The following is a 14,401-nucleotide window of genomic DNA, read 5'->3' on the forward strand; positions in this document are numbered from 1 at the left end:
AGCGTACTTCGGTACGCGAGCGACGGTTTGAACGTCAAGGTGCGGTGTCTCAGAAGGCTGTTTTGAGAAAGGTTGAGTCGCACATGACCGTTGATCCTTTGATTCAATCCCTGAAGGGAAAGCTCGTCGTGAGCGTTCAGGCGTATATGGGCGAGCCGCTTCGTACGCCCGAGACCATGGCTCAAATGTCTCGCGCTTGCGAACTCGGCGGCGCCGCCGCCATTCGCTGCCAGGGCCTTGCCGACATTGCCGCCATTAAGGGTCGCTGTGAGGTTCCTGTTATTGGCCTATGGAAGGATGGACACGAGGGCGTTTACATCACGCCGACGCTGCGTCACGCCCGCGCCTGCGTTGCTGCTGGTGCCGATATCGTGGCGATCGATGCCACCGATCGTCCGCGCCCCGATGGCAAGACGGTCGAGGATACCTTCCGTCCGCTGCACGAGGAGGGTGTGCTCCTGATGGCGGATTGTGCCACCATCGAGGACATTCGCCGTGCGGTTGATATGGGCTTCGACCTGGTATCTACCACGCTCTCTCACGGTGTCGCCGCCATCGACTGCACCATGGCCGATGGCCCCGACCTGCCGCTCCTGCGTCAGGCGACCGAGGAATTCCCCGGCCTTCCCATCATTTGCGAGGGTCGCGTGCATACGCCCGAGGAGGCTCGCGCCGCGATCGATGCTGGCGCCTGGGCCGTTGTCGTCGGCACCGCCATCACGCACCCCACGAGTATTACAAGTTGGTTCAAGGCTGCGCTTGAGGCGTAAGACAGGCCTCGTATCCGCTCGGGGCGGTATACTCAATAAAGCAATTGACCGCGCGGGATCCGGGTTGCTGGGTCCCGTGCTTGTTTTCGGGAGGCAGCACATGCAAAAGGGAGATGCCATGGATGCGGCGGAGCGCTCGGAGCGCATCCCCGATATCGTCATCATCACCGGAATGTCCGGATCGGGCCGCACGCAGGCCATGCACGTGTTCGAGGACATGGGCTATTTTTGCATCGATAACCTGCCTCCGCGTCTGATCGCCCAGCTTGCCGAGCTCGTCGGCATTAATACGGGCGTGGGCAGGCATCTCGCCGTCACCTGCGATTTGCGTAGCCAGGGCTTGTTCGATGAGCTGCTCGATGCGGTCGCCGCGCTCGAAGAGCGCGAGATGAGCTGCGACATCGTGTTCCTGGAGGCTTCTGACGAGGTACTGATTCGTCGCTACAGCGAAAATCGCCGCCGTCATCCCATTGCCAAGCCGGGGGAGACTACGGCCGATGCGATTCAGCGCGAGCGCCTGCAGCTGCAGGGTGTGCGCGATCGAGCCGATATGATTATCGACACGAGCCGCCTACGCACCTCTGCGCTGCGCAACAAATTGCGCATGGCGTTCTCCGAGTTGTCCGACCAGCAGCTCATGGACGTTCACGTGTTCTCGTTTGGCTTTAAGCACGGTATGCCCGTCGAGGCGGACATTATGATCGACGTTCGCTTCCTGCCCAATCCGTTCTACGATCCCGAGATGCGCACCATGACCGGTCTCGATAAAAAGGTCTCCGACTTTGTTCTGGACCATCCCAAGACCCAGGAGTTCTGGAAGGCCTGGACGCAGCTGCTCGATACGGTGATGCCGGGCTATATCGCGGAGGGTAAGCCGCAGCTTTCTATCGCCATCGGCTGCACGGGCGGACAGCACCGTAGCGTCGCCATCGCCGAGGCCACGGCCCGTTACCTGGAAGGCGCCCAGTATCACGTGAGCATCTCCCACCGCGACCTGTCGCGCGCCAACACGAAGGCATAGGCCTGCATGTCGTTTACCGCCGAGGTGCGTGACGAGCTTGCGCGCTGCGAACCCGAATGTGAATACTGCGATTTGTCGACGCTTGCCGCCCTGACGCGTGTGAGCGGTACGCTTTCGTTGGCCGGCTCCGGGCGGTATCGTTTGACGGTCGCGACCGAGACGGGAGCCGTCGCGCGCACGATGATCACGCTGACGCATCGCATTCTTAAGCTCAAAACGGAATTCACCGTTCGTAAATCGGTCTTGCATAAGGTCCGTAACTATCTCATTACCCTGCCCGATCAACCCGACCTGGACAAGGCTCTGGTGCTGCTGGGCATTCTAGACCGCAGGGGAGGGCTCGTCGCTGGTGTTCCCCGACACATCGTTGCCCGTCCCTGCTGCAGGCTTGCCTACATCCGCGGCGCGCTCATCGCGGGCGGCTTCGTGGCCGATCCACGCGGCGATTTTCATTTGGAGATCGCGGTGCAGGGCGAGCAATATGCTAAGGGGCTTTGCGACCTGTTGGGGCAGATTGGGGTCCATGCTCGTGTTAATGCACGGCGGGGGTCATATGCCGTGTACATTAAGAGCGCCGAGGAAATCGAGCATCTATTAAAGCTGATTGGTGCCAAGCGCAGCGTTGCCGAGATTGAGGAGGCGCGCGCGGTCAAGTTGGTTAAGAACGATGTGAACCGTCGCGTGAACGCCGAGCTCGCCAACCAGACCAGAAGCGCCGGTGCTGCCCAACATCAGCTTGCGCTTATCGATGAGCTCGAGCAGCGCGGCCTTCGCGATGCGCTTCCGGATGCCTTGGCGGTCTTTTGCGACCTGCGCGAGCGCTATCCCGATCTGTCGCTGCGTGATTTAGGTGAGATGGCTGACCCTCCCTTGTCGAAGTCGGCCCTCTACCATCGAGTTTTGAGGCTTGAAAAGCTCATTGAAGCAAACCGGTAGTTTAAAGTATCGACTTATATACGGATTTAGCTGCTATTTTATTCTTTAAAACGTTTTAACGTAAATTTGATTTTCAATTTCGACTATTCTCGTGAAATTCAAGTCAAAAAAAAGGTATATTAGGCGAGTGGTTAGTTTGTGGGCCTCAACGGCGGGCGCTGTAGCTTGCGGGGGCCTTACGAAAGGAGACACAATGGCAGTAAAGGTTGCTATTAACGGCTTCGGTCGCATCGGTCGTCTGGCTTTCCGTCAGATGTTCGGTCATGAGGGCTCCGAGATCGTCGCTATCAACGACCTCACCTCTCCCGATATGCTCGCTTACCTGCTGAAGTACGACTCCACGCAGGGCAACTACGCTCGCGATCACGAGGTCGTTGCTGGCGAGGATTCCATCACCGTTGACGGCAAGGAGATCAAGATCTACAAGGAGGCCGACGCCAACAACCTGCCTTGGGGCGACCTCGACGTCGACGTCGTTCTCGAGTGCACCGGCTTCTACACCAGCAAGGCTAAGGCTCAGGCCCACATCAACGCTGGCGCCAAGAAGGTCGTCATCTCCGCTCCGGCCGGCAGCGATCTGCCCACCATCGTGTACAACGTCAACCACGAGACGCTGACCGCTGAGGACAACATCATCTCTGCTGCTTCCTGCACCACCAACTGCCTCGCCCCGATGGCCAAGGGTCTGAACGACTTCGCTCCCATCGTGTCCGGCATCATGACCACCATTCACGCCTGGACTGGCGACCAGATGCCGCTCGACGGCCCGCAGCGCAAGGGCAACAAGCGTCGTAGCCGCGCCTGCGCCGTCAACATCGTCCCCAACACCACCGGTGCTGCCAAGGCTATCGGCCTGGTTCTCCCCGAGCTCAACGGTAAGCTCATCGGTGCCGCCCAGCGCGTCCCGACGCCGACCGGCTCCATCACCAACCTCTACGCTGTCGTTGACAAGAAGGTCACCGTCGACGAGGTCAACGCCGCTATGAAGGCCTACGCTGCCACCATCTCCGAGACCTTCGGTTACAACGAGGACGACATCGTCTCCACCGACATCATCGGCGAGACCCACGGCTCCATCTTCGACGCCACTCAGACCATGTGCTCTGATCTCGGCAACGGCCAGACCCTCGTTCAGGTCACCTCTTGGTACGACAACGAGAACTCTTACACCTCTCAGATGGTCCGCACCATCAAGTACTTCGAGAAGTTCGTTGCTTAATTTAGCTTTTAGCGAATAGCTCGTTGAGCGTCTAAAGAAGGGCGCGGCCTTATAGGGCTTACACCCTAGGGTCGCGCCTTTTTTATAGGAAATCGTCTGCCGTAATGGGAGGCAGACACGTACGAAAGGTAGAAGCAAACATGGCCTTTACCAAGAAGACCGTCCGCGACATCGATGTCGACGGCAAGCGCGTTCTCGTCCGCGTTGACTTCAACGTGCCTATCAAGGATGGCGTCGTTGGCGACACCACCCGCATCAAGGCTGCCCTGCCCACCATCAACTACCTCGTTGAGCACAACGCTCGCGTCATTCTCATGAGCCACCTCGGCCGTCCCGAGGGCACCGGCTTCCAGCCTGAGCTCTCCCTTGAGCCTGTCGCCAAGAAGCTCGCTGAGCTCTCTGGTCTCGATGTTGCCTTTGTCGCCGACACCTACGGCGAGAAGGCTGCTGAGGCTGTCGCCGCCGTCGAGCCGGGCAAGGTCCTCGTTCTCGAGAACGTCCGTTTCGACAAGCGTGAGAAGAAGAACGATCCCGAGATCGCCAAGAAGCTCGCTTCCTATGGTGACGTCTTCGTTCTCGATGCCTTCGGCACCGCTCACCGCGCCCAGGGTTCCGTCGTGGGCCCCGCCGCTTACCTGCCTGCCGTCGCCGGCTTCCTGCTCGAGAAGGAGGTCGACACGCTGACCGGCATCTTCGCCGAGCCCGAGCGCCCCTTCGTCGCTATCGTCGGCGGTTCCAAGGTTTCCTCCAAGATCGGCGTTCTCGATCACCTCATCGACTCCGCTGACACCCTGATCATCGGTGGCGGCATGGCCTACACCTTCTTCCTGGCTCAGGGCCTGACCGTCGGTCAGTCCCTCAAGGAAGAGGACTGGGTCGAGCGCGCCGGCGAGATGCTCAAGAAGGCCGAGGAGAAGGGCGTCAAGATCCTGCTCCCCATCGACAACCGCGTTGCCGATCACTTTGGCGAGGACGCTGTCCCCGAGGTTGTCGCTTCCGACGCTATCCCCGACGATCGTGAGGGCATGGACATCGGCCCCAAGACCGAGGAGCTCTACGCCGAGGCCGTCAAGGGCGCCAAGACCGTGTTCTGGAACGGCCCCATGGGCGTCTTCGAGTTCGACAACTTCGCTCACGGCACCCAGGCTATCGCCGAGGCCGTCGCCGAGGCCGACTGCACCTCGATCATCGGCGGTGGTGACTCTGTCGCGGCTGTCAACAAGTTCAACCTGGCCGACAAGATGAGCTGGATCTCCACCGGTGGTGGCGCTTCCATGGAGCTCGTCGAGGGTAAGGCCCTGCCCGGAGTGGAGGCGCTTCTCGATGCCTAATCGCACCCTTCTTATCGCTGGTAACTGGAAGATGAACAACGACGTCGCCGAGGCCGCCAAGCTCGCCGACGAGCTGGCTCAGGCTCTGCCCGAGGTTCCGGCTGGCGTCGAGGTGCTCGTCTGCCCTCCGACCATTGACATCACCACGGTTCATGACCGCATTCAGGCTGCCCCCATCGCCCTCGGTGCACAGAACGTGTACTGGGAGGCCAAGGGTGCCTTCACCGGTGAGTCCTCTTGCGACATGCTCAAGTCCGCTGGCTGCACCTACTGCATCATCGGTCACTCCGAGCGTCGCGACTACTTCCACGAGACCGACGAGGACCAGAACAAGAAGGCCAAGGCCCTCGTTGCCGCCGGTCTTGTTCCCGTCTTCTGCTGCGGCGAGTCCCTCGAGGTCCGCGAGGCTGGCACCTATGTCGAGCACGTCGTGAACCAGGTCAAAGCTGGCCTTGCTGGTCTTGAGATCACCTGCCCCAAGCAGGTCGTCGTCGCCTACGAGCCCATCTGGGCCATCGGCACCGGCAAGACCGCTACCGCCGAGGACGCTCAGGAGGTCTGCGGCGCTATCCGTGAGACCCTCAAGGAGATGTTTGGCGAGGAGCTCGCCGACGGTATCCGCGTCCTGTACGGTGGTTCCGCTAAGCCCGGCAACATTGCCGAGCTCGTCGCCAAGCCCGACGTTGACGGCGCCCTCGTGGGCGGCGCTTCGCTCAAGGCTGCCGACTTCGCCTCTATGGTCGTCAAGGCAGGCGAGTAGGACATATGGCACAGCGTCATCTTCCTGCACTCCTGATCATCATGGATGGCTGCGGCCTTGCTCCGGCTGATGGCGAGAACGCCGTCGCCGCTGCCAAGACGCCCTTCCTTGATAGCCTGTACGAGAAGTATCCTCACACCACGCTCGGTGCTTCGGGCGAGGACGTGGGCCTTCCCGACGGCCAGATGGGCAACTCCGAGGTGGGTCACCTCAACATCGGTGCCGGCCGCATCGTGTTCCAGGAGCTTTCGCGCATCAACAACGCCATCAAGGACGGCTCCATCGCCAAGAACGAGGTCTTCGTCAAGGCTATGGACGACGTCAAGGCTGACGGCAAGACTCTCCACCTTATGGGCCTTATGAGCCCTGGCGGTGTTCATTCTCACATGAACCACGTCGAGGCTCTGGTCAAGATGGCTGCCCAGCATGGCGTCAAGACCGTTCGCGTCCACGCCTTCATGGATGGCCGCGACGTCGACCCGCAGTCCGGTGCCGGCTACATGAGCGAGTTCTGCGCTTTTCTGGCTAAGATCTCCGAGGAGACCGGTTGCGACGCTCGCGTTGCCACCGTTTCGGGCCGCTATTGGGCCATGGACCGCGACAACCGCTGGGAGCGCATCCAGCGTGCCTACGACGTCATGGTCAACGCGTCCGATGCCGATACCGACCCCGTTGCCGGTATCAAGGCCTACTACGAGAAGGATCCGCGCGGCGACGAGTTCGTCGAGCCCTTTGCTGCCCACAACGAGGGCATTCACGAGGGCGACGCGGCCATCTTCTTCAACTTCCGTCCCGACCGCGCTCGTCAGATGACTCGCGTGTTCACGGACAAGGAGTTCGACGGCTTTGAGCGCGAGCAGATTAAGCTTTCGCACTTTGTGACGATGACCGAGTACGATCCGACGTTTGACGTCGAGGTCGCCTTCCCCAAGACGTTCCCCGAGAACGTTCTGGCCGACGTTATCGCCGCCAATGGCCTGAAGCAGCTGCACACCGCCGAGACCGAGAAGTACGCCCATGTGACGTTCTTCCTCAACGGCGGCATCGAGGAGCCCAAGGAGGGCGAGGAGCGCGTGCTCGTCGCTTCCCCCAAGGTTGCTACCTACGATCTGCAGCCCGAGATGAGCGCTCCCGAGGTTACCGAGAAGCTCGTCGCCGCTATTAACGAGGATCGCGCTGATTTCTACATCGTGAACTTCGCGAACTGCGACATGGTTGGCCACACCGGTGTCTTCGACGCCGCCGTTAAGGCCGTCGAGGCTGTTGACGATGCTCTGTCCAAGGTTGTCCCGGCGATTCTCGCCAAGGGCGGCTTTGCGCTGATTACCGCCGACCATGGCAACGCCGATCACATGTTTGACGTTGCTTCCGACGGTTCCAAGCATCCGTTTACGGCTCACACCACCAACCGCGTGCCGTTCATCATCGTTGATGATAAGGCCAAGCTCACCGGTATCGAGGACGGCCGTCTTTCCGATATCGCTCCGACCATGCTCACCATGGCTGGTATTGAGCCTTCCGCCGAGATGACGGGTCGCGTGCTCGCCACCGAGGCCTAATAGAAAACAAATACCGTTTTCTAGTAAGGGGGTTGTCCACAACCGGACGACCCCCTTTTTGGTATTTCTGCCATTTCTACCCCGTCCCTAAATGGCAGGTGGGGGAGTGTTGAAGGTTGTGGTACAGTACTGGAGTTTGAATTGTTCTATTAAGGAGCTTATCTATGGGTCCGTTCCAGATTCTTCTGTTTGTCGTTTGGGCTGTTTCTGCCGTGGCGCTGACGATTCTCGTTCTGATGCATTCCGGTAAGGGCACCGGCGTTTCGGATATGATCGCTAGCTCGCTGTATAACTCCAGCTCTGCCACGGGCGTCATGGAGCAGAACCTCGATCGCCTGACGGTAATTATGGCCGTCGTTTTTGCTGTGTGTGTCGTTCTGTGCATGTTCTTCTTCCCGCAGGGCATCGTCGGCTACTAAGCATCGGCGTATATACGTTTGTAAAGGGTCCCGCATGTGCGGGGCCCTTTTTGTTTACAGACTTGTAATAGAGTCAAAATATCCCCACATACTTCGCCTAACTAAAGAAATTCTCGACCGTTAACCGGAATCAGCGCCATATTGTGCATAAAATGCGCTACAGTATTGCGAAACGTTGGTCCGCACTGCATAACCAGCCATAACGGCGGACCGCGTTTGAATGGTTCGATCGGGCTGTCTTGACGTTGCCCGGCCGAATTCACTTTGTCCTATCTCATAAGGAGGATGGCATGGCTGATTCTATGTTCCACCAGCCCGTTATGGGTCGTCGCGCCTTTGTTGGCGGCACCCTCGCTGCGAGCTCCATGGCTTTTCTTGCCGCATGCGGCAAGAAGGGCGGCGACGCTTCCGGTTCTGAGTCCGGTTCGACGCTGAACTTCTACATCAACAACCCGGTCTGCATCGACCCCTACAACGTCCAGGAGGATCAGGGCACTCAGGTCGAGTACCAGCTCTTCGACGCTCTGACGGAGTACGATAACGAGAAGGGCGAGATCGTTCCGCTGGCTTGCGAGTCCTTTGAGGCTAACGACGACGCCACCGAGTTCACCTTCAAGATCAAGAAGGCCAAGTTCCACAACGGTGACGACGTTACCTCCAAGTCCTTCAAGCTCGGCTGGGAGCGCCTGGTCAACACTAAGTCGGCCATCGCTACCGAGTATGGTCCTTCCGAGGTCTCCTACCACCTTTCCATGGTCGAGGGCTATGACGATCTGCTTGCCGGTAATGCTACCGAGCTGTCCGGCGTTACCTGCCCGGATGACGAGACCCTCGTCGTCAAGCTGACTTCCGCCTACGCCGACTTCCCCTTCGTCGCCTCTCACCCGGCTCTGTCCCCGGTTCCCGAGTGCGCCGAGACCGATGTCAAGAGCTTCTATCTTGCCCCGGTCGGCAACGGCCCGTTCATGATGGACGGTAAGTGGGAGGATGGTCAGGAGATCAACCTCAAGAAGTTCGACGATTATTATGGCGACAAGGCCAAGATCGACGCCATCCACTTCCAGGTCATCAAGGACGTGGAGACCGCTTACAAGGAGTTCCAGGCCGGTAACCTTGATGTCTGCGACGTTCCCGTTGCTCAGATCGACGCCGCCAAGAAGGACCGCGGCGAGTCCAAGGATGGCTACACCATGAGTGATGGTGCGCGCATGCTGCTCGGTTCCGAGCCTTCCACGTACTATCTGACGTGCAACACCACGGCCGAGCCGTTCAACAACGCTGACCTGCGTAGGGGCATCTCCCTGGCTATCAACCGTGAGGCCATCTGCAAGACCATCTTCAAGGGCACCCGTACCCCCGCTGACGGCATCGTTCCTCCGGGAATCGCCGGCTACAAGGAGGGCGCATGGGAGTTCTGCGCCTACGACGTCGACAAGGCTAACGAGTACCTCGACAAGGTCGCTCCCGCTGGCGCTAACGGCGATCGTGGCATCAATGTGACCCTGTCCTACAACCAGGACGGCGGCCACAAGGAGATCATGGAGTCCATCATCGGCGACCTCGCCAAGGTGGGCGTCACCGCCGTCTCCGATACCCCTGAGTGGTCTGCCCTGCTCGAGCAGTATCAGAACTTCAACTATCAGTTCGGCCGTCTGGGCTGGATCGCCGATTACCCGATCATGGACAACTTCCTGTATCCGCTGTTCCACTCCGACTCCCTGGGTGGCGACAACCGCTCCGGTTACAGCAACCCCGACTTTGACGCCAAGGTTGACGAGGCCCGTGCCACGGTTGACGACGACGAGCGTATCGCCAAGATGCAGGAGGCCGACGCCATGGTCGCCGCCGACTGCCCGGTCATCCCGGTGATGTTCTACACGCACACCATCGCTGGCTCCGACCGCGTCAAGTACCTCTACGTTGATCCGCAGAAGCACGCCGATCTGGGTACCGCTGAGCTCGCCTAAGAGTTTTGCAGCTTCCGTGAGGGTCAAGTATTTACGTAGACCTCATGGGAAACATACAGTTCCCCCTAACCTGGGGTAAACTGGCTGATGGTAATTTTGGGATGCCGGTCTGGCGATCGGCATCCCATTTAGGTTAATCCCTAGATAGGGGAGTGGTATGGGTAAGTACATCGTTAAACGTGTGCTTCAGTTCATCCCGGTGTTTTTGGGCGTCACGCTGATTCTGTTCGCCCTCCAGAATATCGTGCCGGGAGATCCGATCAAGTTGATCGGTGGAGACAAGGCTCTGTCCCCCGAGGTAGAGCTTCAGCTTCGCGTACGCTATCACCTGGTCCAGACGGACGAGGACGGTAACGCGATCCTTGACGAGAACGGCGATCCCGTTCAGACGTCGCTTGTAGACCGTTATCTGTATTACATGAACGGTCTGCTTCATGGCGATCTGGGTAATTCGTACCAGCGCAAGCTGCCGGTTACGGAAATCTTTGCCCAGAAGTATCCGTATACGGTCAAACTCGCCGCGTGCGCCATCGTGCTCGAGGCGATCATGGGTATCGGTGCGGGTATCATTTCGGCGGTAAAGCGTTATTCCTTCTGGGATATTTTGGTAACGCTCACCACGTCGATCCTCGTTGCCGTTCCCGCCTTCTGGCTCGGCATGCTGCTGCAGCTGTTCTTCGGCGTCATCCTTAAGGATCTCACCGGCGGCGCATTCTCCATGCCGATTTCGGGTGCCGGCGGTTCCAGCTCTCAGTATCAGGATTGGATGCACTATGTGCTTCCGACCATTACGCTGGCTTCGGTTTCGACCGCTTATGCTGCCCGCATTATGCGTTCACAGCTGCTTGACGTCATGAACCAAGATTACATCCGTACGGCAAAGGCCAAGGGTCTCTCCAATCGCGCGATCATCATCAAGCATGCGCTTAAGAATGCACTCATCCCCGTCGTTACCTATATTGGTGTCGACTTTGGCGGCATGCTTTCGGGTGCCATCCTGACCGAAACGGTCTTTAACTGGCCCGGTATCGGCTATGAGGTCTATCGCGCCATTAGCATGCGTGACTGGCCCATCGTTATGGGCGGCGTTACGCTCATCGTCGTCGTCGTCATGGTGATCAACCTGCTCGTCGACATTAGCTATGCATTCCTCGACCCGCGCATCCGCCTTGGCGGTCCGTCGGATAAGGCCTAAGGGAGGTACGTCTCATGCAGGAAACTGATTCTCAGTCTCAGGAGCAGGCTACCGCCACCAAGGCCGCATCTGCTCCCGCCAAGTCCCGCACGCTGTGGGGCGACGCTTTTAAGCGTCTTCGCAAGAACAAGCTCGCCGTTATCGGTGTCTGCTGGATCATCGTCGTCGTTTTGGTTGCCCTGACCGCAGATCTGTGGGCTAAGCCCTGGCTCGGTTCGCCGACGGCTTCCGACTCGACCACCATGGCCGAGACGTCGCTGCTGGCTCCGTGTGCCGAGCACCCGTTTGGCACCGACGCCCTTGGCCGCGACATTCTCGTTCGTGTTATCTACGGTGCACGTGTTTCGCTTTCCGTCGGTATTATGGCCACCGCCATCTCCACGGTGATCGGTCTGGTCATGGGCGCCCTTGCCGGTTTCTATGGCGGCATCTGGGATACGATTATCATGCGCTGCGCGGACATCTTCCTGGCGTTCCCGTACGTGCTGTTCGTCGTCGCCATGATCGCCGTTATCGGCCGTGGCCTTCAGAACGTCTTTATCGCCATCGGTATTCTCGGCTGGCCTTCGATTGCGCGCGTCTTTAGATCCGCGATCCTCACGGTCAAAGAGAACGACTATGTTGACGCCGCCCGCGCCATGGGTGCATCCGATGCCCGTATCGTTATGCGCCATATCTTCCCGAACTCCGTTGCTTCCATCGTGGTCTACGCGACCATGAACATCGGCGGCGCTATTCTGACCGAGTCCGCTCTGTCCTTCCTCGGCATGGGCGTTATTCCGCCTACGCCTTCGTGGGGCTCCATGATTCAGGACGGTCAGCAGTATCTTCTGACTGCTCCCTGGATGATGATCATGCCCGGTCTGGCAATTCTCTCGACGGTGCTCGCCTTCACCCTGCTGGGTGACGGTTTGCGCGACGCCCTCGACGTCAAGATGAAGGACGCATAAGGATGAAGAAGAACAAGAACTATGTGGACCTGAAGGACCAGCCGGTTCCCGAGGGCCAGCATCTGCTCGAGGTCGATGACCTTAAGATGTATTTCCACACCGAAGATGGCGTTGTTCGCGCTGTCGACGGTGTCTCCTACACGCTCGATCGCGGCGAGACCCTCGGTGTCGTCGGTGAGTCCGGCTCCGGTAAGTCTGTGACCGCCATGACCATCATGGGTCTTATCTCGATGCCTCCGGGAAAGATTGAGGGCGGCGACGTTCGCTATCGCGGCCGTTCTATCCTCGAGATGACCGAGGAAGAGATGCAGCACATTCGCGGTAACGACATCGCGATGATCTTCCAGGATCCTATGACCTCCTTGAACCCGGTCTATAAGATCGGCAAGCAGGTGGGCGAGGGCCTTCGTCTGCACCGCGGCTACTCCAAGCAGGAGGCGCTCAAGCGCGCTACCGAGCTTTTGGACCTCGTGGGTATCCCCGAGCCCGAGAAGCGCGTCAATGAGTATCCGCACCAGTTCTCCGGCGGTATGCGTCAGCGTGTCATGATCGCTATGGCTCTTGCCTGCGATCCCGATATCCTGATTGCCGACGAGCCCACGACGGCTCTGGATGTTACCATTCAGGCTCAGATTATCGAGCTCATGCAGGAGATGCAGGAGAAGAACGGCAACGCCATTATTATGATTACCCATGACCTGGGCGTCGTCGCCGATATGGCCGATAAGATTATGGTTATGTACGCCGGCCGTCCCGTCGAGTTCGGTACTGCTGAGGAAATCTTCTACGAGAGCCGCCATCCCTACACCTGGGGTCTTATTCGCTCCATCCCGGAGCAGGCCATCGATGAGAAGAAGCCGCTGACGCCGATTCACGGCAACCCGCCTTCGCTCATGAACCTGCCCGAGGGCTGCGTCTTCTCTCCTCGCTGCCCCTATGCGACCGACAAGTGCCGCAAGCAGCGCCCCGAGCGCGTTGTCACCGAGTCCGGCCACTATTCTGCGTGCCATTATTCCGGTGACCCCGAGTTCCTCAAGAACGCCCCTGAGACGTCCCGCACGCGCAAGGATTCCAAGAAGGGAGGCGAGGCGTAAATGGCAGACAATAACGAGCGCACTCCGCTGCTGAAGGTCGAGCATCTTTCTAAGGAGTTCCCCGCAGAGTCCGGCATGTTCGCCAAGCGTTTTTCCAAGCGCGTCGTCTCTGCTGTGAATGACATTTCGTTCGAGATTTATCCGGGCGAGACCTTTGGCCTGGTCGGCGAGTCTGGTTGCGGTAAGTCCACCACGGGCCGCACCATCATGCGCCTGACCAAGCCGACGGCAGGTAAGGCGTTCTTCCAGGGCAAAGACGTTGCCGAGATGAGCAAGCATGAGATCAAGGACATGCGTCGTGAGATGCAGTTCATCTTCCAGGACCCCTATGCTTCGCTCAATCCTCGTATGACCATCGGCGAGATCGTCTCCGAGCCCATGACTATTCATGGCGTGGGCACCAAGGAGGAGCGCATTGAGCGTGTCCGTGAGCTGCTGGACGTCGTCGGCCTCAACCCCGAGCACATCAACCGCTATCCGCACGAGTTCTCGGGCGGTCAGCGTCAGCGTGTCGGCATCGCCCGCGCGTTCGCTCTGAAGCCCAAGCTGATCATCTGCGACGAGCCCGTTTCCGCTCTGGATGTTTCCATTCAGGCCCAGGTTCTGAACCTGCTCAAGGAACTTCAGGACAAGTTCGGTACGGCGTATCTGTTTATCGCCCACGACCTGTCCGTCGTGCAGCACATCTCCGATCGCGTTGCCGTTATGTATCTGGGTAAGATGGTCGAGGTTTCGGACTGGAAGACACTCTATAGCGAGCCGCACCACCCGTACACGCAGTCACTGCTGTCTGCCGTGCCGGTGCCCGATCCGGATATTCAGAAGACCCGCAAGCGCATCATCCTCGCTGGCGATCCGCCGTCGCCGCTAGATCCGCCGACCGGCTGCCGTTTCCACACGCGCTGTCCGATCGCGCAGGGCATCTGCTCCGAGAAGCTTCCTGAGTTTAAGGAAGTTGCCCCGGGCCACTGCTGCGCGTGCCACTTCGCCGAGCCGTTCCCGATCAAGGAATCGCACATCGACCTGTAGTCGGTTGTTCTCGTCCGGGCCCGCCCTGGTGTTACTTTTCAGAACGTCCTCGGACATGCAAGTAACCCCCGCTGCGCACTTCGTGCGGCGGGGGTTACTTGCGTCCTGACGCTCCTATTTGGCAAGGTGTTTTTTAGAATCCATTTTGCGC

General features: G+C 59.1%; 13 protein-coding genes. All 13 read left to right on the top strand.

The window, feature by feature from the left end:
* Positions 1-83: 83 nt before the first annotated feature.
* Complete coding sequence (locus DXB53_RS09630) at positions 84-770, top strand: N-acetylmannosamine-6-phosphate 2-epimerase (RefSeq protein WP_022094877.1); 687 nt, start codon at positions 84-86, stop codon at positions 768-770.
* Between the two features lie 100 nt (positions 771-870).
* A complete protein-coding gene (gene rapZ / locus DXB53_RS09635; protein WP_022094878.1) occupies positions 871-1,791 on the top strand; it encodes an RNase adapter RapZ in 921 nt (306 codons plus the stop codon).
* Positions 1,792-1,797: 6 nt separating this feature from the next.
* The gene (whiA, locus tag DXB53_RS09640) at positions 1,798-2,727 is read left to right on the top strand and encodes a DNA-binding protein WhiA (protein WP_099431435.1); all 930 of its coding nucleotides are present in this window, start codon (positions 1,798-1,800) and stop codon (positions 2,725-2,727) included.
* A gap of 193 nt (positions 2,728-2,920) precedes the next feature.
* Positions 2,921-3,946 carry a type I glyceraldehyde-3-phosphate dehydrogenase gene (gap, locus tag DXB53_RS09645; RefSeq protein ID WP_022094880.1) on the top strand — a complete coding sequence of 342 codons (1,026 nt, stop codon included), beginning with the start codon at positions 2,921-2,923 and terminating at the stop codon, positions 3,944-3,946.
* Between the two features lie 140 nt (positions 3,947-4,086).
* Positions 4,087-5,277: a phosphoglycerate kinase gene (gene pgk, locus DXB53_RS09650; RefSeq protein WP_099431437.1), complete on the top strand. Its 1,191-nt coding sequence runs from the start codon at positions 4,087-4,089 to the stop codon at positions 5,275-5,277.
* Positions 5,270-6,037, top strand: coding sequence for a triose-phosphate isomerase (gene tpiA / locus DXB53_RS09655; RefSeq protein WP_089572945.1), 768 nt, complete (start codon positions 5,270-5,272; stop codon positions 6,035-6,037). The genes pgk and tpiA overlap by 8 nt, the downstream gene beginning before the upstream one ends.
* Positions 6,038-6,042: 5 nt before the next feature.
* Complete coding sequence (gene gpmI / locus DXB53_RS09660) at positions 6,043-7,596, top strand: 2,3-bisphosphoglycerate-independent phosphoglycerate mutase (RefSeq protein WP_117584277.1); 1,554 nt, start codon at positions 6,043-6,045, stop codon at positions 7,594-7,596.
* Positions 7,597-7,760: 164 nt separating this feature from the next.
* Positions 7,761-8,015 (top strand): preprotein translocase subunit SecG, encoded by a 255-nt coding sequence (gene secG / locus DXB53_RS09665; RefSeq protein WP_006236144.1) that lies wholly within the window; start codon positions 7,761-7,763, stop codon positions 8,013-8,015.
* A 290-nt stretch (positions 8,016-8,305) separates the two neighbouring features.
* The gene (locus tag DXB53_RS09670; RefSeq protein WP_117584278.1) at positions 8,306-9,982 is read left to right on the top strand and encodes an ABC transporter substrate-binding protein; all 1,677 of its coding nucleotides are present in this window, start codon (positions 8,306-8,308) and stop codon (positions 9,980-9,982) included.
* A 157-nt stretch (positions 9,983-10,139) separates the two neighbouring features.
* A complete protein-coding gene (locus DXB53_RS09675) occupies positions 10,140-11,177 on the top strand; it encodes an ABC transporter permease (RefSeq protein WP_089572952.1) in 1,038 nt (345 codons plus the stop codon).
* Positions 11,178-11,191: 14 nt separating this feature from the next.
* Complete coding sequence (locus DXB53_RS09680; protein ID WP_117584279.1) at positions 11,192-12,127, top strand: ABC transporter permease; 936 nt, start codon at positions 11,192-11,194, stop codon at positions 12,125-12,127.
* A gap of 2 nt (positions 12,128-12,129) precedes the next feature.
* Complete coding sequence (locus DXB53_RS09685; RefSeq protein WP_117564867.1) at positions 12,130-13,221, top strand: ABC transporter ATP-binding protein; 1,092 nt, start codon at positions 12,130-12,132, stop codon at positions 13,219-13,221.
* The gene (locus tag DXB53_RS09690; protein ID WP_117584280.1) at positions 13,222-14,250 is read left to right on the top strand and encodes an ABC transporter ATP-binding protein; all 1,029 of its coding nucleotides are present in this window, start codon (positions 13,222-13,224) and stop codon (positions 14,248-14,250) included.
* The last annotated feature ends 151 nt before the right edge of the window (positions 14,251-14,401 follow it).

The organism is Collinsella sp. OM04-5, from assembly GCF_003439125.1.
GTDB lineage: Bacteria > Actinomycetota > Coriobacteriia > Coriobacteriales > Coriobacteriaceae > Collinsella.

What these genes read in the sequence shown, in the direction of transcription:
- DXB53_RS09630 (WP_022094877.1), top strand. Translation starts at nt 84, where the DNA reads ATGACCGTTGATCCTTTGATTCAATCCCTGAAGGGAAAGCTCGTCGTG.
- rapZ (WP_022094878.1), top strand. Translation starts at nt 871, where the DNA reads ATGCAAAAGGGAGATGCCATGGATGCGGCGGAGCGCTCGGAGCGCATC.
- whiA (WP_099431435.1), top strand. Translation starts at nt 1,798, where the DNA reads ATGTCGTTTACCGCCGAGGTGCGTGACGAGCTTGCGCGCTGCGAACCC.
- gap (WP_022094880.1), top strand. Translation starts at nt 2,921, where the DNA reads ATGGCAGTAAAGGTTGCTATTAACGGCTTCGGTCGCATCGGTCGTCTG.
- pgk (WP_099431437.1), top strand. Translation starts at nt 4,087, where the DNA reads ATGGCCTTTACCAAGAAGACCGTCCGCGACATCGATGTCGACGGCAAG.
- tpiA (WP_089572945.1), top strand. Translation starts at nt 5,270, where the DNA reads ATGCCTAATCGCACCCTTCTTATCGCTGGTAACTGGAAGATGAACAAC.
- gpmI (WP_117584277.1), top strand. Translation starts at nt 6,043, where the DNA reads ATGGCACAGCGTCATCTTCCTGCACTCCTGATCATCATGGATGGCTGC.
- secG (WP_006236144.1), top strand. Translation starts at nt 7,761, where the DNA reads ATGGGTCCGTTCCAGATTCTTCTGTTTGTCGTTTGGGCTGTTTCTGCC.
- DXB53_RS09670 (WP_117584278.1), top strand. Translation starts at nt 8,306, where the DNA reads ATGGCTGATTCTATGTTCCACCAGCCCGTTATGGGTCGTCGCGCCTTT.
- DXB53_RS09675 (WP_089572952.1), top strand. Translation starts at nt 10,140, where the DNA reads ATGGGTAAGTACATCGTTAAACGTGTGCTTCAGTTCATCCCGGTGTTT.
- DXB53_RS09680 (WP_117584279.1), top strand. Translation starts at nt 11,192, where the DNA reads ATGCAGGAAACTGATTCTCAGTCTCAGGAGCAGGCTACCGCCACCAAG.
- DXB53_RS09685 (WP_117564867.1), top strand. Translation starts at nt 12,130, where the DNA reads ATGAAGAAGAACAAGAACTATGTGGACCTGAAGGACCAGCCGGTTCCC.
- DXB53_RS09690 (WP_117584280.1), top strand. Translation starts at nt 13,222, where the DNA reads ATGGCAGACAATAACGAGCGCACTCCGCTGCTGAAGGTCGAGCATCTT.